The organism is Actinosynnema sp. NPDC053489 (genome assembly GCF_044544865.1).
Classification (GTDB): Bacteria; Actinomycetota; Actinomycetes; order Mycobacteriales; family Pseudonocardiaceae; genus Actinosynnema.
In genome coordinates this window covers 23,008-44,358 of sequence record NZ_JBITXT010000022.1, presented here as the reverse complement: position 1 = coordinate 44,358, position 21,351 = coordinate 23,008, and the positions used below count along the sequence as shown (strand labels likewise).

At 73.4% G+C, this 21,351-nt stretch carries 16 protein-coding genes; 5 read left to right on the top strand and 11 right to left on the bottom strand.

Features of this window, described 5'->3' with window-relative positions; genetic code table 11:
• Nucleotides 1-95: 95 nt before the first annotated feature.
• Complete coding sequence (locus ACIGNX_RS33120) at nt 96-1,472, bottom strand: cellulose binding domain-containing protein (RefSeq protein ID WP_396545212.1); 1,377 nt, start codon at nt 1,470-1,472, stop codon at nt 96-98.
• Between the two features lie 184 nt (nt 1,473-1,656).
• On the opposite strand from ACIGNX_RS33120, the gene ACIGNX_RS33115 reads away from it, so the two are divergent.
• The 3 genes from ACIGNX_RS33115 to ACIGNX_RS33105 all read left to right on the top strand — a co-directional run bounded on the left by ACIGNX_RS33115 (nt 1,657) and on the right by ACIGNX_RS33105 (nt 6,268).
• Nucleotides 1,657-2,703, top strand: a complete 1,047-nt coding sequence (locus ACIGNX_RS33115; protein ID WP_396545210.1) for a LacI family DNA-binding transcriptional regulator — start codon at nt 1,657-1,659, stop codon at nt 2,701-2,703.
• Nucleotides 2,704-2,972: 269 nt separating this feature from the next.
• On the top strand, nt 2,973-5,096 hold the full coding sequence (locus ACIGNX_RS33110; protein WP_396545208.1) for a M4 family metallopeptidase: 2,124 nt from the start codon (nt 2,973-2,975) through the stop codon (nt 5,094-5,096).
• A 218-nt stretch (nt 5,097-5,314) separates the two neighbouring features.
• The gene (locus ACIGNX_RS33105; protein WP_396545206.1) at nt 5,315-6,268 is read left to right on the top strand and encodes a helix-turn-helix domain-containing protein; all 954 of its coding nucleotides are present in this window, start codon (nt 5,315-5,317) and stop codon (nt 6,266-6,268) included.
• Between the two features lie 6 nt (nt 6,269-6,274).
• Here ACIGNX_RS33105 and ACIGNX_RS33100 read toward each other — a convergent pair whose 3' ends face one another.
• The 3 genes from ACIGNX_RS33100 to ACIGNX_RS33090 form a co-directional block, all read right to left on the bottom strand.
• Nucleotides 6,275-6,676 carry a DUF6069 family protein gene (locus ACIGNX_RS33100; protein ID WP_396545285.1) on the bottom strand — a complete coding sequence of 134 codons (402 nt, stop codon included), beginning with the start codon at nt 6,674-6,676 and terminating at the stop codon, nt 6,275-6,277.
• A 332-nt stretch (nt 6,677-7,008) separates the two neighbouring features.
• A complete protein-coding gene (locus ACIGNX_RS33095; protein ID WP_396545204.1) occupies nt 7,009-7,965 on the bottom strand; it encodes a PrsW family intramembrane metalloprotease in 957 nt (318 codons plus the stop codon).
• Nucleotides 7,966-8,155: 190 nt separating this feature from the next.
• Nucleotides 8,156-9,619: an amidase family protein gene (locus ACIGNX_RS33090; RefSeq protein ID WP_396545202.1), complete on the bottom strand. Its 1,464-nt coding sequence runs from the start codon at nt 9,617-9,619 to the stop codon at nt 8,156-8,158.
• Nucleotides 9,620-9,810: 191 nt separating this feature from the next.
• On the opposite strand from ACIGNX_RS33090, the gene ACIGNX_RS33085 reads away from it, so the two are divergent.
• Complete coding sequence (locus ACIGNX_RS33085; RefSeq protein WP_396545200.1) at nt 9,811-11,592, top strand: N-acetylglutaminylglutamine amidotransferase; 1,782 nt, start codon at nt 9,811-9,813, stop codon at nt 11,590-11,592.
• Nucleotides 11,593-11,632: 40 nt separating this feature from the next.
• A complete protein-coding gene (locus tag ACIGNX_RS33080) occupies nt 11,633-13,957 on the top strand; it encodes a glycosyl hydrolase family 95 catalytic domain-containing protein (protein ID WP_396545198.1) in 2,325 nt (774 codons plus the stop codon).
• Here the strand turns inward: ACIGNX_RS33080 and ACIGNX_RS33075 are convergent.
• The 7 genes from ACIGNX_RS33075 to ACIGNX_RS33045 are packed head-to-tail and all read right to left on the bottom strand — an operon-like array spanning nt 13,924 to nt 21,014.
• On the bottom strand, nt 13,924-15,324 hold the full coding sequence (locus ACIGNX_RS33075; protein WP_396545197.1) for a tetratricopeptide repeat protein: 1,401 nt from the start codon (nt 15,322-15,324) through the stop codon (nt 13,924-13,926). The two genes, ACIGNX_RS33080 and ACIGNX_RS33075, sit on opposite strands and share 34 nt — an antisense overlap.
• 3 nt (nt 15,325-15,327) lie before the next feature.
• Complete coding sequence (locus ACIGNX_RS33070) at nt 15,328-16,155, bottom strand: NB-ARC domain-containing protein (protein ID WP_396545195.1); 828 nt, start codon at nt 16,153-16,155, stop codon at nt 15,328-15,330.
• Nucleotides 16,156-16,186: 31 nt separating this feature from the next.
• Nucleotides 16,187-17,143, bottom strand: a complete 957-nt coding sequence (locus ACIGNX_RS33065) for a DMT family transporter (protein WP_396545193.1) — start codon at nt 17,141-17,143, stop codon at nt 16,187-16,189.
• Nucleotides 17,144-17,177: 34 nt separating this feature from the next.
• Nucleotides 17,178-18,077, bottom strand: coding sequence for a hypothetical protein (locus ACIGNX_RS33060; RefSeq protein ID WP_396545191.1), 900 nt, complete (start codon nt 18,075-18,077; stop codon nt 17,178-17,180).
• On the bottom strand, nt 18,074-18,913 hold the full coding sequence (locus ACIGNX_RS33055) for an SAM-dependent methyltransferase (RefSeq protein ID WP_396545189.1): 840 nt from the start codon (nt 18,911-18,913) through the stop codon (nt 18,074-18,076). The genes ACIGNX_RS33060 and ACIGNX_RS33055 overlap by 4 nt, the downstream gene beginning before the upstream one ends.
• On the bottom strand, nt 18,910-19,848 hold the full coding sequence (locus ACIGNX_RS33050; protein WP_396545187.1) for a hypothetical protein: 939 nt from the start codon (nt 19,846-19,848) through the stop codon (nt 18,910-18,912). The genes ACIGNX_RS33055 and ACIGNX_RS33050 overlap by 4 nt, the downstream gene beginning before the upstream one ends.
• Nucleotides 19,845-21,014, bottom strand: a complete 1,170-nt coding sequence (locus ACIGNX_RS33045; RefSeq protein ID WP_396545185.1) for a diaminopimelate decarboxylase family protein — start codon at nt 21,012-21,014, stop codon at nt 19,845-19,847. Before ACIGNX_RS33045 ends, ACIGNX_RS33050 begins: the two co-directional genes overlap by 4 nt.
• Between the last annotated feature and the right edge of the window lie 337 nt (nt 21,015-21,351).

Sequence of the window (21,351 nt, the reverse complement as noted above, 5' to 3'; positions counted from 1 at the left end):
GGGGGGGGGGGCGGCGCCGCCCGGGCGCGGCGCCCCCCCCCCCCCCGCCCCCCCCCCCCCCCCGCGGGGGCGCCGCCGCCACGGGGAGCGGTTCCTCAGGGGCTCTGGCAGGTGAGCGCGAGCGCCGTCGGTGACCCGCCGGCCAGGAAGCCGAACTTGGCCGTGCCGTTGGGGGGCAGGGTGCCGTTCCAGCCTGCGTTCCGCACGGACACCGCCGAGCCGCTGACGCTGAGCACGCCGTTCCACACCTGGTTGACCGCCTGCCCGGCCGGCGCGGTCCAGCGGGTCGTCCAGCCCTTGACGCCCGAGGCCCCGGCCACGACCGTGACCTCGCCCTCGAACCCGCCGGACCAGGAGTTGACCGTGCGGTAGGCCGCCGAACACGCACCGGTCGGCGCGGTGGTGGTAGTGGTCGTCGTCGGGCCGGTCCCCTTGTACTGCCCGACGACCTTCGCCAGGTCGGCGCCCCTGCCCCGCATGTAGCCCTGGTCGACCCACGAGGTGAAGGCCGCCTTGGCCGCGGCCGACGAGGTGCCGGACCACAGCTCTTCCTTGTCCTGGTCGAAGTAGTTGACCAGCTTCAGGTCCGGGTAGCGACCGGAGCCCAGGGCGGCGGACAGGTCGTCGATCCACCGCGCCTTGTCGCCGCCGTCCTCGCTGGAGGCGATCTCGGCGATCGTCACCGGGCGCTTCGGCGCGATGGCGCGTGCCTTGGCGTAAGCGCTGGAGAACGCGGCCTCGAAGCTCGTCCAGTGGTCGCCGGTGGGGTCCCACGACGGCCCGAACCCCCAGTTGTAGCCGTCGACCGCCACCCAGTCGACGTAGTCGTCACCGGGGTAGGACCGCGCGGGGTCGTTGAAGGTGCTGTCGGGCGTGGACCCGTTGTTGAAGCACCACACCCACTGCACGTTCGTCGCCCCCGCGGCGACCACGAGGTCGTGGACGCGCCGGTAGGCGGTGACGTACCGGGCCGGGTCGCCGCCGTTGTTGGCGATGCCCCACGGGTACCAGTTGCCGTTGAACTCGTGCCCCCAGCGCACCATGATCGGCGCGCCGACCGAGGCGAACTCCGCGGCGCGCGCCCGGATGTAGCCGTCCCACTTCCCGTCGACGACGTCCTGGAGGTGGATCTGGTTCGGGTCGTCCACCGCCAGGGCGGTGTTCCACGGTTCCCAGGTGTAGTGGGTCATGACCCCCTGGTCCCACAGGGTCCGCGCGGCGGCGGCGTTGAAGGCGTTGCCGGTGCCCCAGCTGTCGAACCACTGGACGCTCGCCGGGGTGACGCCGTAGCGGCTCACCGTCCCCGAGGGGACCTCGGTGGGGCTGGTCTCGCGGAACACCCCCAGGTACTTGGTCGAGGAGTCCGCGGCGGCGCTGCCGGTGTCGACCGCCAGGGCCGTTCCCAGCACGAGGCCGGCGGCCACGAGGGCCGTTGCCGCTCGGAAGCGCCCTGACGTGGATCTGCGTGACATGCGTCTGTCCTCCGTAGTCCTGGATTGGGAGCGCTCCCAGAGCTTCGACCGGGCCTGACGCCCGGCTTGAGGTGTCCTCCACCATGGCGCACGCGGCCGTGCGCGTCAACGTTCTCTCCGTCGAGAGAAATTTTCTCTCGACGGGCTCGGCCGGCCGGGTGCGCCCACCGCATACGCTGAACCCGTGGACGACACGACGGTGCGCAAGCGGAACGAGGTCGGGGTCTCGCACATCGCCGCGCTCGCCGGCGTGTCGGCCTCCACGGTGTCGAAGGTGATCCACGGGCGCGACGGCGTCTCCACCGGGACGCGGCGGCGCATCGAGGAGCTGATCCGGGAGCACGGGTACCGGAAGTCGGAGAAGTCCGAGGCCGTGCCCATCGTCGAGGTGGTGTTCCAGGCGCTGGACAGCCTGTGGGCGCTGGAGATCGTGCGGGGCATCGAGCACGCTGTGCGGCCACGCGGGCTGGCCGTGACGCTGACCGAGATGGACGGCTCCCACACCCCCGAGAGCACGTGGGCGCGCCAGATGCTCGCCCGGCGACCGGTCGGGGTGATCGCCGTGTCGGCGGTGTTCACCGAGCACCAGCTGGCCCAGCTCCACAGCAGGGGCATCCCGCTCGTCGCGCTCGACCCGACCGGCGAACCCAGCCACCCGATCGCGTCGGTGGGCGCGGCGAACTGGAACGGCGGCCTGGTCGCCACCCGCCACCTGATCGGGCTGGGCCACCGGCGCATCGGGGTGCTGCGCGGTCCCGACGACCTGCTGTGCTGCCGCGCCCGCCTGGACGGCTACCGGGCCGCGCTGGACGAGGGCGGCATCCCCCACGACCCGGACCTGGTCCGCACGGCCCCGCTGTACTTCGACGGCGGCCGGGACGCGGCCGCCGAGCTGCTGCGCCTGCCCGACCGGCCGACCGCCCTCTTCGCGTCGAACGACCTCCAGGCCCTGGGCGCCTACCACGCCGCCCGCGCCGCCGGCCTCGCGATCCCGGGCGACCTGAGCGTCGTCGGGTTCGACGACCTGCCCATCGCCCAGTGGTCGGACCCGCCGCTGACCACGGTCCACCAACCGCTGGCGCAGATGGGCGCCGCCGCCGCCGGGTTCGTCCTGGCGCTCGCCGAGGGGCGGACCACCGAGCACGAACGCCTGGAGCTGCCGACGAAGCTGGTCGTCCGGGGCAGCACCGCCGCACCGCCCGCCCCGACCCGCCCGCGTCCCGCCGGCTGACGGGCGGAGCCCGGCCGGAACCGGCGCACCTGTTGCGGCGCAACGGTTCCGCGCTCATCGGATCTCCGCCACCCGTCCGGCGCTTCACGGTTTTGACGCGACCGGCACGTGAACTTCCCGTGCTGTGATAGGGCTTCTGGCCCGCCACGCCCGGAGTTAGCGTGGTCCGGTCCACACGGCGACGGCCCTCTCGCACCGTCGCGAAACCGTTCTCCCCTGCATTCCGGGAGCCGCCGTCGCACGCCGGCGGCTCCCGGGAGAGGAACGCCATGAGATCCACTCACCGCCTCGCCGCCGTCGGCGGGGCCTTCGCGGTCGGGATGGTCGTCATCGGGACCGCCATCGCCGCGCCCGCGCCGCCCACCCCGTCCACGCCCGCCGTGTCGGAGGCCCAGGCGCGGGCCAACGCCACCAACGCGGCCGCCGCGCTGGTGGCCGCGCCGCCCGCCGCCCTGCGCGCGAGCGGCAGGGAGAAGTTCGTGCGGCGCGCCGTGCGGGCCGCGGGCGGCCTCCAGTACGTGGTGTACGACCGCACGTACGGCGACCTGCCCGTGGTGGGCGGCGACCTCGTCATCGCCACCGACCGCAACGGCACGGTGCTGACCACGTCCGTGGCGCAGGAGCAGCCCCTGGGCGAGGTCGACGTCAAGGCGGCCAAGCTCACGCAGGCGCAGGCCGACGCGGTGGCCCTCGGGCAGCTCACCGGCGCGAAGCTGGTCGCCGCGGGCAGGCAGGTCGTCGTCGCCGAGGGCGCCGGGCGGCTCGCGTTCGAGAGCAGCGTCGAGGGCCGCGACCGCCACGGCGAGCTGAGCAGCCTCAGCGTGTACGTGGACGCCGTCGACGGCCGCGTGCTGCGCACCGTCGAGCACGTCGCGGCGGGCACCGGCACGGGCAAGTGGAACGGGCCGTCGCTGCCCCTGGACACCACCAGGTCCGGCAGCACGTACTACCTGGCCGACCCGTCCGTCTCCGCCCTGGACTGCCGCGACTACGGCACCGGCGCGGTGTTCTCCGGCCCCGACGACAGCTGGGGCAACGGCAGCGCCACCAGCAAGGAGACCGGCTGCGTCGACGCGCTCTACGCCGCGCAGACCGAGAACAAGATGCTGGCGCAGTGGTTGGGGCGCGACAGCTTCGACGGCCAGGGCGGCGCGTGGAAGATCAACGTCGGCCTGGACGACAACAACGCCTACTACTACAGCTCCCGGCCCGCTTACGTCCACATCGGACACAACCCGAGCGGGCAGTGGGTGGCCTCGCTGGACATCCTGGGCCACGAGATGGGTCACGGCATCGACGACCACTCCGGCTCGGGCGGGTTCTCCGGCGGCGGCACGTCGGAGTTCATCGCCGACACGTTCGGCGCGGCCACCGAGTGGTTCGCCAACGAGCCGTCCGCCTACGACGAGCCCGACTACGTCATCGGCGAGGAGGTGAACCTGGTCGGCTCGGGTCCCCTGCGCTACATGTACCAGCCGTCCAAGCACAACAACGACCCGAACTGCTACTCCAGCAGCATCCCCAACGCCGAGGTGCACGCCGCCGCCGGGCCGGGCGACCACTGGTTCTACCTGCTGGCCGAGGGCAGCAACCCGACCAACGGCCAGCCGGCCAGCCCCACCTGCGACAACAGCACCGTGGCCGGCATCGGCATCCAGAAGGCGCTGAAGGTCATCCACGGCGCGGTCCAGCTCAAGACGTCGGGCAGCAGCTACCTGCGCTACCGCACGTGGACCCTCCAGGCGGCGAAGAACCTCTTCCCCGGTGGCTGCGCCGAGTTCAACGCGGTCAAGGCCGCCTGGGACGCGGTGAGCGTGCCCGCCCAGTCGGGTGACCCGATGTGCGCCCCGTCGACGACCACGACCTCGCCGACCACCACTTCACCGACCACCACGACCACCCCGACCTCGCCGACGACCACCACCACCACCAACCCCGGTGGCTGCTCGGGCCAGAAGCTGGTCAACCCCGGCTTCGAGTCCGGCCGCACGGCGTGGAGCGACCCCAACGGCACCATCGGCCAGTTCGGCTCGCAGGCACCGGCGCGCACCGGCACCTGGGTGTCCTGGTTCGGCGGCTGGGGTTCGGCGCACACCGACGCGATCACCCAGTCGGTGACCATCCCGGCGGGCTGCAAGGCCACGCTGAGCTTCTACGTCCGGGTCTGGACGGCGGAGACCGAGGCCACCGCCTACGACACGCTGCAGGTGTCGGTGGGCGGCTCCACCGTGGCGACGCTGTCCAACCTGGACCGCAACAGCGCGTACGCGCTCAAGGCGGTCGACGTCTCCCGGTTCGCCGGCCAGACGGTAGCCGTGAAGTTCGCGGGCACCGAGGACGGCAACCTCCAGACCTCGTGGGCCGTGGACGACGCGACGCTGACGCTCGGCTGACCGGGCGGGATGGGGCGGAGCGGGTGCCGCGCACGTGCGGCACCCGCTCCGGCGTGCTGTGAATACTCACGCTTTGGGTCGCCGGGCGGGCCCGGAAGCGCAGGTCGGGGGCCTTCACACCATCACACCGCCTTCACGGTGTTGCCGAGGTCGCACGGCGCCCTTGAACGACGGCGACCACGTGCACATGCTTGGTCGTCCGCACAGGAGGTGGCACCGTGACGACCGCCGCACGCAAACCGGACGCTGCCCCGTCCCACGACCTGGCCGCCGCGCTGCGCCAGGGCACGTTCCACGACGCCCTCGACCTGGCCATCCGCCACACCGGGCTGTCGCTGGAGGCCGTGCAGCGGCGCATGGCGGCGCGCGGGGCGCGGGTCAGCCAGGCCACGCTGAGCTACTGGCGACGCGGCCACCGCTCCCCGGAGGGGGAACGCTCGCTGCGCGCCGTGCGGGCGTTGGAGGACTGCCTGTCGCTGCCGCCGGACGCGCTGGTCCGGCTCATCGGCCCGCAGCGCCCGCGCGGGCGCTGGATCGGCCACGTGCCCGGGAGCATCCCGCTGGCCGCCGCGCTGGGGCTCGACGCGTCCGTGCTCGACGCGTGCGACGGCATCGACCTGGACAGCAACATCCGGCTGTCGGTGCTGTCGCTGCGGATGGGCGTCACCATCGCCGCCGACCGGACCGAGCGCTCGGTGACCACGGAGATCGTGGTCGCGGCCAAGGCCGACGGGGTGGACCGGTGGGTCTGCTTCTTCCACCCGCTCGGCTCCGCCGACCACCAGCCGACCCTGTCGCGCACCTCGGGCTGCCGGGTCGGCCGGGTGCGCACCGAGCCGGACAACGAGCTGCTGGCCGTCGAGCTGCGCTTCGACCACGCCCTGCGCGCGGGCGAGACCTACGTGTTCGACTTCGAGATCACCTACGCGGGCGCGCCGCCGCTGTCGGGCACCATCCAGCACGGCCTGCGCACCCCCGCGCGGTTCCTGCTGCTGCAAGCCACCTTCGACCCGTCGGCCCAACCGGTGCGCGCCCACCGCTTCCACCGCGCCCGCGCCGACCCCGCCGCCGAGCACGGCGAGGAGCTGACCATCGGGGCGGGTGGCACGGCGCACTCGTGCGTGCTGGACGCCCAACCCGGCGTGCACGGCATCGCGTGGGAGTGGGAGTGAGCGCCCTCAGAGGTCGCGGGTCCGGAGGGCGTTGGCCGCCACGCCGCGCAGCAGCAGCGTGATCGCCAGGCCGATGACCAGGTTGAGCACGGCCGTGAAGACCTTCGCCTCGGTGCTGACGTCCAGGCTGAGCGGCAGGACCACGGCGATCAGGGTCAGCAGGACCATGATCCAGCCGAAGAACCGGGTCGCGCTCGGCGTGGTGGCCAGCAGCACCTGCACCAGACCCGTCGCGGCCAGCGCGCACGCCGCCGAGACGAGCGAGTAGGTGAGGGTGTTGGCGTTGCCCCACGCGCCCTCGCCCTTGGGCGCGAGCACGGCGACGCCGAGCAGCCCCCGCGCCACGAGGATGCCGACGACCGCGAGCAGGCCGGCGACGAGCGCGGTGGCCGCGCCGCCCGCCCACAGCCGACCGGCGTCGAACGGCCTGGTCGAGGTGCGGGGCCGGCTCGCGCGCGGTTCGTCCCACGAGGTCGGCTCCGGGACGGCGGACCGGGCCGGAGCGGCGGGCAGGACCTCCGTCTCCTGGTACCCCGCCCTCCGCGCCCGCCCGTCCGGGCGCTCCTCCCACCGCTCCTGCCGGGTCCACACCTGGTCGGCGTGGCGGGGCTCGCGACGGCGCTGGTCGGCCATGGGTCCTCCTCGAACGGGTACGTCGGTGGTCACCGGGGTGGCCGCCCCGGGGGGTACCCGGTAATCACGCGTCCCTACCCGCCCCCGGCGCGCCGAGCGGTGAACGGTCAGCGCGGCCCGCCCGGCCACCACGGCGCCTGGCTCGGCACCCGGTAGCCGCGCACCGCGGTGACCGGGACGGGAGCGGTGCGGGAGGAGCGGACCAGCACGAACAGCCACAGCAGCCCGACGGCGGAGATCAGCACGAGGCCCGACCAGGTGAACACCGTGAACAGCCGCACCTGGTCCTCGGTCGGCTGGGGCAGGTAGCCCTGGGCGAGCAGGCGCCGCTGCCACGGCTGGTCGGTGAGGACCAGGGTGACGAGGACGGCGATGCTGTTCATCGAGTCCCACAGCGCGTGCAGCAGCGACACGCCGAGGTACGCGGCGAGCAGCCGGCCGGTCAGCAGGAAGTGCTCGCGGGTGCTCCGGGAGAACAGCACGCCACCGAGGATCGCCGTCCACAGGCCGTGCCCGAACGGCGCGAGCAGGCCGCGCAGCAGCTCCGTGGTCACCAGGTCCATCAGCGACAGGCCGTTGGCGGTGATGGCGGCGGTCAGGGCGTAGCCCGCGGACTCGAAGGCGGCGAACCCGAACCCGACGCTCGCGCCCAGCACCAGCCCGTCGCGGGGCGACTTCTCGACCAGGTGGCGGGTCAGCAGGGCCAGCGCGCCCAGCTTCACGGCCTCCTCGATCAGCGCCACCCCGGCGAACAGCCACGGCGAGGGCCGCAGCAGGTAGCTCTCCAGCAGCGAGGCGGCCAGCACGCCGAGCACGCCGCCGACGGCGAACGTGCGGAACACCAGCTCCGCGGTGACCTCGCCGGAGTGGCGGTGCGCGAACGCCCACGCGACGAACGTGGCGGGCACCAGGAAGCTGCCCAGCAGCACCAGCGTGGGCACCAGGTTGGCGTTCCCCGTGGCGTAGGTGATCACCACCGTCGCCAGCCACAGCACCAACCCGGCGAAGAACATCCGCAGCCACGGTCGGGACCGCCGCGCGCGGTACCCGACAGATCCGGTCACACCCACGCCGTCTCCCTCCCTGCGCCCGGTGCGCCCCGGTCGTCGGGCCGGCGGGCGCACGACCTCGGTGCCGTCACCGGCGGGACTTCCCGGCGCGGTGGCGTTCAACCGCGGACCGCGCGGCGCGGTTCGCGCCGGTGGCCGGTGGTACCCCAGCGGGTTAAATCCCGGGAACCGGGCGGGAGCGGCGCTACGGCAGGGTCGGCAGGTAGGTCGGCGCGCGGCGCACCGGCGCGGCCCGCTCGAACGCCGCCGCGAACCGCAGGACCGCCACGTCGGCGTCGCGCCCGGCCAGGAACGACGCGCCGATCGGCAGCGGGCCGAGGAACCCCGCCGGGACGGTGGCGTTGGGGTAGCCGGCCACGGCCGCCGGGGTGGACGAGCCGAGCCCGGCCGGGTCGCCCGCGTAGTCCGTCCGCCACGCCGGCCCGTTGGTCGGGGCCACGACCACGTCGAGGCGGTGCGCGCCCATCACCTCGTCGATCGACCGGCGTGCCAGGTCGGTGGCCGTGCGGCGCTGGTCGAGGTAGATCGGGTCGGTGACCGGCGGCGCCTTCTCGGCCGCGAAGAACAGGTCCTGGCCGAACCGGCTCAGCTCCACCGGGTCGGCCTCGTTGAACTCGATCAGCTCCCGCAGCGTCCGCGGCACGCCGGGGCGCGTCCGGAGGTAGGCCTCCAGGTCGTGCTTGAACTCCGCGGCCAGCGCGGGCAGCCCGGTCGCCTCGATCCGGGCCTGGTGGGGCAGGTCGACCTCGACGACCGTCGCGCCCCGCCGTCGCAGCACCTCCACCGCCGACTCGAAGACCGCGTCGGCGCCCGCGTCCAGGCCGGCCCTGCGCCACACGCCCACCCGCGCACCCGGCAGCGGGTCCGCCGCGAGGGCGGCGGCGTAGTCCACCCCGCGCCCCTCCAGCACCGACATCAGGATCGCCGCGTCCACGACGTGCCGCGCCATGGGGCCGGCGGTGTCCTGGCGCGTCGAGATCGGCACGATCCCGTCGCCGCTGATGCGGCCGCGGGTGGGCTTGAACCCGACCACGCCCGCCTGGCCCGCCGGGCACACGATCGAGCCGTTCGTCTCGGTGCCGACCGCGACCTGCGCCAGCGCCGCCGCGACCGCCGCGCCCGACCCCGAGGACGAACCGCACGGGTTGCGGTCCAGCACGTGCGGGTTGTGCGTCTGCCCGCCCACGCCCGACCAGCCGGACGTGGACCAGGCGGAGCGGAAGTTCCCCCACTCCGTCATGTTGGTCTTGCCCAGCACGACGGCACCCGCCTCGCGCAGGCGCACGACCAGCTCGGCGTCGCGGGTCGGCGGTACGCCCAGCGCCCGCGACCCGGCCGTCGAGCCGAGGCCGCGGGTGTCGATGTTGTCCTTGACCAGCACGGGGATGCCGTCCAGCGGCCCGCGCGCCTCGCCGCGGGCCCGGCGCCGATCGCTCTCGGCCGCCTGGTCCAGCGCCCCTGGGTGCACGAAGAGCACCGACCGCACCAGCCGGTCCACGGTGGCGACGCGCTCCAGGTAGGCGCTGGTCAGCTCCACGGAGGTCAACCGGCCCGTCGCCATCAGGTCGACCAGCCGCGGGATCGTGGCGGCGTCCAGGTCGAGGTCGTGCCTCGGCCCGGCGTCGGGGAGGGTGGACGGGGAGGGCATGGCGTACACCCCAGGCCGGCGGGGGGACGACGTCAAGGCATTCGTCGTCACATCTGTGTTTCGACAACGTCAATCGAGGGTATGGACTGCGGCTCGTCCTCGAAAGCCCAGGTCAGCCGCTCGGTGCTTGTTTTCGTCCGATCGGGGTATGCGTTTGGTGGGGGCCGTGCCGTCGTCCGAGTCACCTGGAGGTGGACCGAGTGTGTGGAATCGCCGGTGAGGTCGTGACCGGTCGGGACGCGGTCCCGGACACCGCGGCCGTGGAGCGGATGACCGGCGCGATGGTCGCGCGCGGGCCCGACGGGGAGGGGCACTGGTCGGAGGGCCGGGTCGCGCTCGGGCACCGCAGGCTCTCGATCATCGACCTGTCCGACACCGGCGCGCAGCCCATGGTCGACCCGGGGCTGCGGCTGGCGGTGGCCTTCAACGGGTGCATCTACAACTACAAGGAGCTGCGGGCGGAGCTGTCGGACCGGTACCGCTTCACGTCCACCAGCGACACGGAGGTCGTCCTCAAGGCCTACGACCGGTGGGGTGAGCGGTTCGTCGAGCACCTCGTCGGCATGTTCGCCATCGCCCTGGTGGACCTGCGGCGCGACCGCGTGCTGCTGGTGCGCGACCGCCTGGGGATCAAGCCGCTGTACGTGGCCGAACTGGCGGACCGGGTCCGGTTCGCCTCCAGCCTGCCCGCGCTGCTGGCCGGCGGGGGCGTGGACACGGGCCTGGACCCCGTCGGCCTGCACCACTACCTCACGTGGCACTCGATCGTCCCCGCGCCGCGCACGATCCTGCGCGGGGTGCGCAAGCTGCCGCCCGCCACCGTGCGCGTCCTCGAACCCGGCCGCCCGCCCCGCGACCACGTGTACTGGGAGCCGACCTACACCCGCCGGCCCGAGCACGCCGGGTGGACGGCCGAGGACTGGCAGGACGCCGTCCGCGAGGCCCTGCGCACGGCGGTCCGGCGGCGCACGGTCGCCGACGTCGAGGTCGGCGTGCTGCTGTCGGGCGGGGTGGACTCCAGCCTCCTGGTCGCCCTGCTGACCGAGGAGGGGCAGCGGCCCAGCACCTTCAGCATCGGCTTCACCGACCGCGACGGGCTCGACGGCGACGAGTTCGCCTACTCCGACGCCGTCGCGCAGAAGTTCGGCACCGACCACCACCGGTTCCGCATCGGCGACGCCGAGCTGCCGGCCGCGGTCGGGCAGGCCGTCGCGGCGATGAGCGAGCCGCTGGGCACCCACGACGTCACCGCGTTCCACCTGATCTGCCGGGAGGTGTCCCGGGAGGTCAAGGTGGTGCAGTCCGGCCAGGGCGCGGACGAGGTGTTCGGCGGCTACCACTACCACCAGCCCGCCGCCGGCGCGGCGCGGCGCGACGCCGCCCGCGTGCTGCGCGAGGCGTTCACCGACCACGACGACCTGGCGCACGTGCTGCGGCCCGAGTGGCTGGGTGACCACGACCCCAGCGCCGCGCTGCTGGCGGCCCACCTCGACCGGCCCGGCGCGGACACGGCGCTGGACGCCGTGCTGCGGACCGACACGCACCTGCTGATGCCGGACGACCCGGTCAAGCGGGTGGACAACATGGCGATGGCGTGGGGGGTCGAGGCACGGGTGCCGTTCCTCGACCAGGACCTGGTGGAACTGGTCGCGGCGTGCCCGCCGGAGCTGAAGTCGGGCCAGGGCGGCAAGGCGATCCTGAAGGACATCGGCCGGCAGCTGCTGCCCGTCGAGGTGGTCGACCGCCCGAAGGGCTACTTCCCGGTCCCGGCGCTCACCCGGCTGGACGGCGAGGTGCTGGACATGGTGCGCGCGGCCCTGACGTCCGCGGCGACCCGGCAGCGCGGCGTCCTGCGCACCGACTACGTCGACACCCTGCTGGCCGACCCGAACGGCCACCTCACCAAGGCGGGCGGCACCGAGCTGTGGCAGGTGGGCGTGCTGGAGCTGTGGCTGCAGCACCACGGCATCTGAGGGTTGGCGCCCGGGGACCGGGTCCCTAGGGTGCGGGGACATGGGCGTCGAGCGGGCAGCGCTGTGGTACGACGAACCGGCCACCGACTGGGAGTCGCAGGCGCTGCCCCTCGGCAACGGCGCGCTGGGCGCGGTGGTCTTCGGCGGCGTGCGGGACGAACGGCTCCAGTTCACCGAGAAGACGCTGTGGACCGGTGGTCCCGGCTCACCCGGTTACGACTTCGGCAACTGGCGCACCCCGCGCCCCGACGCCGTTCGGCGGGTGCGGGACCGGATCGCCGCCGAGGGGCAGGTCGACCCGGAGTGGGTCGCCTCCGCGCTGGGCCAACCCCGGAGGGGGTTCGGCGCGCACCAGGGCTTCGGCGACCTCCGCATCCGCCTGTCGCCGGCCCCGCCGGACGTCACGGACTACCGGCGGAGCCTCGACATCGCGAACGCGACGGCCGAGGTGACCTACCGGGCCGGTGGCACCACGTTCTCCCGCGAGTACTTCGCCTCCGCCGTCGACGGGGTGGTCGTCGGCCGGTTCGGCGCGTCGCGGCCGGGCGGCGTCGGCTTCACGGCCTCGGTGACGACCCCCGACAACCGCTCGGCGGTCACCACCGCGCGGAACGGCCGGATCACGGTGGCCGGCAACCTGAGCGACAACACCCTGCGGTTCGAGTCGCAGGTCCAGGTCCTCGTCACCGGCGGCACGCGCGCGGACAACGCCGACGGGTCGGTCACCGTCTCCGGCGCGGACGAGGCCGTGCTGGTCCTGGCCGCGGGCACCGACTACGCCGACCGGTACCCGACGTACCGCGGCGAGGACCCGCACGCCGCCGTCACCGCCCGGGTGGACGCCGCGGCGGCCGAGCCGTACCGCCGGTTGCGCTCCCGGCACGTGGCCGACCACCGCGCCCTGTTCGACCGGGTCTCCCTGGACCTCGGCCAGGAGGTGCCCGACCTGCCCACCGACGACCTGTTGCGCGCCTACCGCGGCGCCGACCTGCCCGCGGCGCACCGCAGGGCGTTGGAGGCGTTGTTCTTCCAGTACGGCCGCTACCTGCTGATCGCCTCGTCCCGGGCGGGGTCGCTGCCCGCCAACCTCCAGGGCGCGTGGAACGACTCGGAATCGCCGCCGTGGAGCGCCGACTACCACGTCAACATCAACCTCCAGATGAACTACTGGCCGGCCGAGACCACCAACCTCCCGGAGACCGCGGCCCCGCTGTTCGACTACGTGGAGGCGCTGGTCGCGCCGGGGACGAAGACCGCCGCGGAGATGTTCGGGCGCGAGGGGTGGGTGGTGCAGAACGAGACGAACCCGTTCGGCTTCACCGGCGTGCACGACTGGGCGACCGCGTTCTGGTTCCCGGAGGCGGCGGCCTGGCTGGCGCGGCACCACTACGAGCACTACCTGTTCACCGGGGACGTGGGGTTCCTGCGCGAGCGGGCCTTCCCGCTGCTGCGGGCGTTGACCGACTTCTGGCGCGACGAGCTGGTGGTCGACCCCCGCGACGGCAAGCTCGTGGTGAGCCCGAGCTACTCGCCCGAGCACGGTCGGTTCTCGGCCGGCGCGTCCATGTCCCAGCAGATCGTGTGGGACCTGTTCGCCAACGCGCGGGAAGCCGCCCGGGTCCTGGGGGAGGACGCGGTCGTGGAGGCGGCCGGGGACGTGCTGGCCAGGCTCGACCCGGGGCTGCGGGTCGGCGGTTGGGGGCAGCTCCAGGAGTGGAAGGCCGACCTGGACGACCCCGACGACGAGCACCGGCACGTGTCGCACCTGTTCGCGCTGCACCCCGGCCGGCGGATCACGCCGCGGCGGGACCCGGCGTTGGCCCGCGCCGCCGAGGTGTCGCTGACCGCGCGCGGTGACGGCGGCACCGGCTGGAGCAAGGCGTGGAAGATCAACTTCTGGGCGCGGCTGCTGGACGGCGACCACGCCCACCGGATGCTGGTGGAGCTGCTGGAGGGCAGCACCCTCGACAACCTGTGGGACACCCACCCGCCGTTCCAGGTCGACGGCAACCTCGGCGCGACGGCGGGGGTGGCGGAGATGCTGCTGCAGAGCCACGACGGCGTCATCGCCGTGCTGCCGGCCCTGCCGTCGTCGTGGCCCGACGGCGGGTTCACCGGCCTGCGCGCCCGCGGCAACGTCACCGTGCACGCCGAGTGGGCCGGCGGCGTCCCGACCAGGATCGTGCTGGAGGCGGGTTCTACGGGGGAGCTGAAGGTGTCGAGCACCCTGTTCGCCGGCGGTTACCACTTCGCCGAGGAGGGCTCCGGCCGCGCGGTGGAGCACCGGCGCGACGACCGGACGATCACGTTCGACGCCCGCGGGAACCGCGCCTACGTCGCCGTGGCGGGCACCCCGGCCCGTTGACGGCCCGAGAACCAGGCCCACCGCTCCCGGCAGTCGCGGGTGATGGGGTGGTCGCGGCCGTACACCCGCTCCGCGTCGCGGGCCATCGCCTCGTAGATCCGAGCCGCTTCCCCGGTCCGGCCCGCGCCGTGGTGCAGCTCGGCCAGTTCCCCGCGCAGCCGCAGCCCGGCGGCCCGGACGCGGACCTGTTCGTCGATCCGGTGGAGGGCCGCCTCGCAGTGGGTCAGGGCCTCGCCGTGGCGCCCGGTGGCGCGCAGGAGGGCGACGAGTTCGGCGACCACGAGCACGTGCGACTGGTCACCGACCGCACCCCACGACGGCGACCAGTCCGCCAGGACCGCCTCGTACCGGGTGATCCCGTCCTCCTGGCGACCGGCTTCGAGCTGTGCGGAGGCGAGGGTGACCTTCAGGTCGAGCAGGAGGAGGCTCCCCGGGTCGACGCGGGCGCACGTCGACTCGGCCGAGTCGAGCAGCCGGATGGCCGACTCGACGTCGCCCGCGGCCAGGTGGGCGACGCCCACCCGCAGTTGCGCCATGAGGGTGGAGGGGTGCTCGACGCCGAGGAACGCCCTGCGGTGCTGCCAACTCCGCCTCTCCAGCCACAGCGCTTCGTCCACGTTCCCGGCCCGCCGGTGGAAGTGCGCGAGGTTCGAGCGGGTGAGCGCCACGTGCACCGGGTCGACGTGGCCGTGCCGGGCGCACGCGGCGGCGAGGACCTCCTCCTGCACGGCGATCGCCTCGCCGTGCCGTCCCACCCGGCCGAGGGCCTGCGCCAGCGAGGTCATCGAAAGGCGCAGGTCGTCGCCCGCGTCCTCGGACCGCGCACGGTACTCGTCGACGACCTCGGTCAGCACGGTGATCGCCCGGTCGTCGTCACCGACCTGGAGGTGGTACCCGCCGATCGAACGCCGCAGCCGGAGCACCCGTCGGGCGTGGTCGTCGTCCAGGTCGTGCGAGCGCACCGCGTCGACCTGCTCGGCGAGGTGCTCGACCCACGCGCGTTCCGGCAGGTGCCGTTCGAGGTCGTGCGCGGTGAACCTCTCCAGCGCGCGCACCACCACCTCGATCACCACCTGCCGGATCTCCGCACCCGCCAACCGGTCGCGCAGCACGCGACCGGTGACCCGGTGCACGGCCGCCAGCCCGCCGGACACGTCGAACGTCACGATCGACTCCTCGGCCAGCCTGCCCAGGACCGCGTCCGCCGCCGCTTCCGCCTCGTCGCGGAACCGCGTGAGGTTCCGGGTGACCTCGTGGAGCAGGCGCCGGGACGTCCCACCGGGCGACAGCACGGCCAGGGCGCCGAGGAGCACCTCGGCCAACCCGGTCGGGTCGGCCTCCGTCGCGGCCTCCACGGACAGCAGCACCGCCTAGGCGACGCCCCGCGGGTACGGGTCGCCGGGGTGGCGGGGGAGGTAGCGCTCGACGGGGAAGGCGCGCAGGCGCTGGACGCACACCTCGTAGGTGATCCGCTGCCGGCGGACCAGCGCCGCGGCCAGGGCGAGGGCCAGCGGCAGCCGGTCCACCTCCGCGACCAGTCGGAGCGCGCCCTCCTCGTCCGTCGACCCGGTGCGCTCCCGCAGGTAGGCGAGGCTCTCCCGCCAGTCGAAGAGGTCGAGGGCGATGGCGGTGCCGAAGTCCGCGATCGCGTGGTCGGTCGTGGTCACGACGACCCGGGCCGGTCCGTGGCGGGGCAGCCAGCGGGCGACGACGTCCGGGTCGACCGCGTTGTCGAACACCACCAGCGCCCGGTCGGCCGCGCCCTCCAGCCACTCCCGGGCGGCCTCCGCGACGTCGGTGACCGTGCCGTCCGAGGAGTTGGGGTCCAGCGCCTGCCCGAGCCGTTGCCATCCGAGGGCGGTGCTGTCGTGGTCCGTGGCGTCGATCCACACCACCGCGCGCCACCCGTCCTCGATCGCCGTGCGGGCATACGCGGCGGCGAGCTGCGTCTTGCCGGTACCGCGCGCGCCGACGAGCACGGCGAACGCGGTCGCCGCCAACCGGTCGACCAGGGCGGTGCGCGGCTGGAACGCCGCCGGCCGGCGGGGGAGGTCACCCACCACGACCCGGCCGTCGAACGGTCGTGCCACCGGTCGCGCGTGCACGTGGACGTCACCGTGGACGTGACCCGCCTGCACCACGCCGCTCGCGTCGCCGGCGATCCGGTTGCGCGCTCCACCGCGAGGTTCCTCGCTCATCCCGGGTCGCCCCCCACCACCGGCCCGCGGTTCAGGCCGGGCCGTCCGCGGGCACCACCCGCGCCGCGTGCCGCCGGGCCCGGCGCAGGGCGATCAGGACCCCCGCCACGACCAGGACGATCCCGACGACCTCCAACAGCGGTGGGACGCGAACCGTGGCGAGGTAGACGTACAAGAGGCCGCTCAGGGTCTCGAACACGATGAGCTGACCCGCCACCGAGACCGGGAGCAGGGTGGAGGCGCGGTTCCACAGCAGGGTCCCGCCCCACGAGACCACCAGGCCCAGCACCAGGCTGCCCACCAGGAGCCACCACGGGTTCGCGCCCGGCGCGGCCACGCCGCCGCCGACCAGGAACGGGGTCACCAGCAGCGAGAGCACCAGCGTCACCACGCCGACCAGGGTCGACCACTCCGCCGACGTGATCGACGGGTTGGCCTTGAGGAAGGTCGAGTTGGCCACGCCGAACCAGGTCCACGACGCCAGCGCCACGACCGCGCAGGCGATGCCGACGAGCTGGCCGACCAGGCCGCGCCCGCCCGCGCCGGACCAGTCCACCTCCACGAGGTTGACCAGGACCAGGCCGCAGCCGATGAGCAGCAGGGACGGGACCAGCAGGCGGAACGGGTAGTCGCGGTGCCGCAGGTTGCCGTACAGCGCGACGGTGACCGGGAGGGTGCCGATGACGACCGTGACCACCGGCGCACCGACCAGCGCGACGCCCTGCACGACGAGGAAGTAGTAGCCGATGTTGCCCGTGACGGCGAACAGCACGGCCGAGCGCCACGCGGCCGCCGGGTAGCGCAGCCGGTTGCGGGTCGCCACGACGAGGACCAGCGACACCAGGCCGTAGCACAGGTAGCGGCCCACCGTGATGACGACCGGGTCGAACTCGGCGAGCAGCACCGGGACCAGGAACGCCAGTCCCCACGCCATGTTCGCCAGGACGCCGACCGCGATGCCGGCCGACACCTCCGTCTTCCCCTGCACCGGGAGCCCTTCGCCAGTCGTCCGCACGAGCGGGTCAAGCCTGCCACATCGGGTCGGCGTCGGTGATCACCCGTCCGCCGCCCTCCAGGCCGGCGCGCAGCAACCGGGGGACGGCGAACATGTGGCGGTGCGTCTCGGCGTCGTAGGTGGTGACCGGACGAGGCGGTTCGGGGACCGCCGCGCGGCCGGGGTCGGCGGCGCCCGGGTGGTCGGAGGCGACCACGAAACCCCAGGGCACGCCGAACGAGGGGACCGCCGAGGTGTAGGGGGTGGCGTGCCGGAACACCGACCGCGCGGTGCGCAGGACACCGGCGAAGAAGTCGGGCGCGAGCGGGTTCGCCGGTCCGGCCTGGGTGGCGAACACGCCCGTCCCGCCCAGCAGTTCGCGGATCCGCGCGTAGAACTCCGCCGTGAACAGGGCCGGCACGTGCGAGCCCGGCACCGAGTCCGGCAGGTCGGCCAGGACGAGGTCGAACGTCCCGGTCAGCCCGTCCAGCAGGTCGCGGGGGTGGCCGAACTCCAGGGTGACCCTGGGGTCGGCGAGCGCGTCGAGGTGCATGTGCGGCAGGAGTTCCACGGAGCGCTCGTGCAGCTCGGCGTCCACGTCGAACTGCCGCACCGAGGTCACGCCCGGCAGCGCGAGCACCCGGTGCAGCAGACCGCCGTTCGCACCGCCCAGGCAGAGCACCCGCCCGACCGACGGCGCGACCGCGTGCGCGGGCATCACCAGAGCCTCGTGGTAGATCGCCTCGTCCGCCTCGGTGGACTGCACGCGGCCCTCGATGACCATCGCCCGACCGTGCCCGCCCAGCCGGACGACCTCGTAGGACTGGACCGCGGTGCGCCCCTCGGCCAGCACCTCGACCACCTCGTGGACGTGCGCCTCGTGCGGGGAGATCGGCTCCACCACCTGCCGCGGCCACAGGGCGGTCACCCGACCTCCCGGGTGGCCACGACGAGCGCGTACCCGAGCTTGCCCGCCTTGGTGACCGCGTTCTCGTAGTCGGCGAGCCGCACGCTGGTCTCGTAGTACTCGACCGAGGTGAGCGCGACGATCTCGTCCCGCAGCTCCCGCCGCACCACCACCGACCGGTCCTGCCAGTCGCGGAACGTCGCGGTGAGGTCCCGGACCTCCTCGACGCGGAACCCGTTGCCGGTCAACGCGGTCCGGTACTCCTCGGTGGTGCTGACCGTGGGGCAGGCCCACTCGGAGGTCAGGTGCCGCCACTCCCGCTCGGTGAACTCGCCGGTGCGCACCCGCTCCATGAACGCGAGCCTGCCGCCCGGTCGGAGCAGCGCGGCGCAGCGGGCGAACAGCCGCGCGGGGTCGAAGTGGCAGAAGGCGCCGGTGCCGTAGGCGCCGTCGAAGAGCTGCCCGAACCGGTGCTGGTAGACCTCGCCCTGGACGAGCCGCACCCGGTCGCCCAGGCCCGCGTCGGCGATCCGCCGCCGCCCCTTGGCCAGCGGGGTGGCGGAGACGTCGATCCCGGTGACCCGCCAGGCGAACCGGTCGGCGAACAGGGCGGCGACCGGCGCGGTCCCGCAGCCGATGTCGAGCACGTGCGAGCCCGGCGGCAGGTCCATGGCGGCGGCCATCGCCAGCAGCTCGCCGGCGCTGTTGTCGCTGAACTGGCCGACGTACTCGCCCTCGCCGTACACCTTGGGGTACACCAGGTCGTGAACGCTGTTGTTGCCCTCCATCGCGTCGTCGTAGAGGGCGGCGACCGCGTGGAAGTCCTCGGCCGTCGCCTGGTGGTCGTGCGTGGTCACGACGCGCTCCTTACCTTGATCCCGAGGCCGATGGGCGTCGACCCGCCGCCGCGCTCGGCGAGGGCGGCACGGATGTCCTTGGGGACGAGGAACATGTGGTGGTGGGTGATGCCGTCGTAGAACCGCGTCGGCGCGCGCAGCGTCCCGGCCAGTTGCGCGTCGATGCGCTCGGGCGTCGGCGCGAGCGGGTCCAGCGGCGACGTCAGGCCGAGGACGTTCAACCACACCGTCCCGTAGGACTGGGGGTGCAGCACGTACTCGCGGGCGTGCGGGAAGACCGAGCGCACCTCGGCGGCGATCCGGGCCGCCATGGTCGACGACCGCGGCCCGACCGAGCCCGCCCACGACGCGTAGACGCCGCCGGGCCGCAGCCGCGACCGGATCAGCCGCAACGCCTCCGCGCCGAACAACCGGGCGGCCGGGCTGCCGTCGAACGGCTCGCTGAGGTCGTTGACCACGAGGTCGAACGGCTCGCCGCGGCGGGCGAGGTAGTCCAGCGCGTCGGCGACCTCCAGGCGGAACCGGGGGTCGGCGGCGTTCGTCGCGACGGCCGAGCCCGGCAGGTGGCGGCGGGCGACGTCCAGCACGGTGGTGTCGATCTCGACCTGGACGACCTCCCCGACGCCGGGGTAGCCGAGCAGCTCGCGCACCGCGCCGCCGGGTCCCGCGCCGATGCACAGGACCCGGGCGGCCCGGCCGCCGAGCAGCGTCATCGCCGGGTGCACCAGCGCTTCGCTGTAGAGGTACTCGTCGGCGGCGACGTGCTGGATGCGCCCGTCGAGGAACAGGCCGCGGCCGTAGCTCTCCGTCTCCAGCACCTCGACGCGCTGCACGTCGCTGTGCTCGGCGGCGACGACCTCGACCACGCGGTGGCAGTGCGCTTCGCCGGGCGCGATCTCCTCGAAGGTCCAGCGGGACCCGTCGAACTCGATCACGGGCGGGCACCGCCCCGCTCCCGGATCACCCGGGCCGTGCCGTCGGCGGCGACCAGCACCTCGGTCGGGGCGTCCTGGCCCAGGAACTGGGTCATCATCGAGTAGCCGTAGCTGCCGGTGTTGCGGAAGACGAGGACGTCGCCGACCTTGGCGGCGGGCAGCTTGGCGCCCTTGGCCAGGAAGTCGCGCGAGTAGGTGGTGGAGCCCACGACGTCGGTCGGCTTGTCCTCGACCGGATCGCCGGCGCGGCCGAGCACGTCCACCGCGTTGAACTCGCCGTAGAACAGCGAGCGGGGCATGAGCGAGGCGCTGGCGTCGACGCACGCGAGCCTGCGGTCCGGCCGGTCCTTCACGTCGAGCACCTCGGTGCAGAACACGGCCGTGTCGCCGAACATGGCCCGACCGGGTTCCAGCACCAGCCGGATCTCGCGCCCCCGTTCGGCGGAGTAGCGGGTGAAGAGGTCGGTGATCCGGCGGTTGTACTCCGGGTAGTCGAATTCCGGGACGCCTTCCTCCGGCACCGGGAAGCCACCGCCGAGGTCGACGTACGCCAGGTCGGCGAAGTGGTTGGAAAGCTGCAGGGTGCGTTCCACCCCGGCGATCATGGTGTCCAGCGACACGATGTTCGTGCCCAGGTAGACGTGCGTGCCGATCAGCTTCAGGTCGTACCGGGCGGCGATCTCCAACACCTCGGGGATCTCCGTCTCCAGGACGCCGATCCGGCTTTCCGCGCCGATGAAGACGTTGCCGAGCGAGTTCTCGTCGATGTTGAGCCGGATGCCGCACGACCGACCCGGCGCGATCTCCCCGAACAATCGGAGCTGGCCCACGGAGTCCAGGTTCACGTGCACGCCGAGGTCGGCGATGAACTCCAGGTCGGAGCGGCGCACACCGGTCGAGGTGTAAATGATCTCCTCGGGGCCGAAACCGCAGTCCAGGGCCAGCTTGAGGTGCCGGACCGAGTTCACGAAAATGCCCAGGCCGAGGCCGTGCACCAGGCGCAGCAGCTCCGGGTTGTTGTTCGCCATCGAAGCGAAGTGGACCGACCTGCTGGGGTAGTCCAGCGCGCCGAACCTGGCCGCGTTGCGCCTGATGAGCGCCTCGTCGTAGAGGTAACAGGGGGTGCCGAACTCCCGTACCGCGGAAGCGATGACGTCGTCTTGCATAAAAGACCTTTCCCCGATTGATCTCCAGGCAAGCGCGATGATGGCCAAACCTAAAGGCGGGCGAACGGGACTGTCAACGGGATGTTAAGGCGACGCCGGATCACCCGTGTTCGGGGGCGCTATTCCAGTTGAGGCGCGACTACATTGGAGTGGTGCTGCGATCGGGTCGCCCGACCGTTGCGGGCGACCGAACGGCTGAATCGCCCGTGGTGCCCGGGAATGAGTCCTCCCCGCAGCGGTTTTCGGCACGCGGCACGCGGCGGGGGCATTCGGCGCAAACCTGCCCGAACGGTGCCCGCCGGAACGGGTTCGGAATGTCGAAGTTCGGATGACCCGA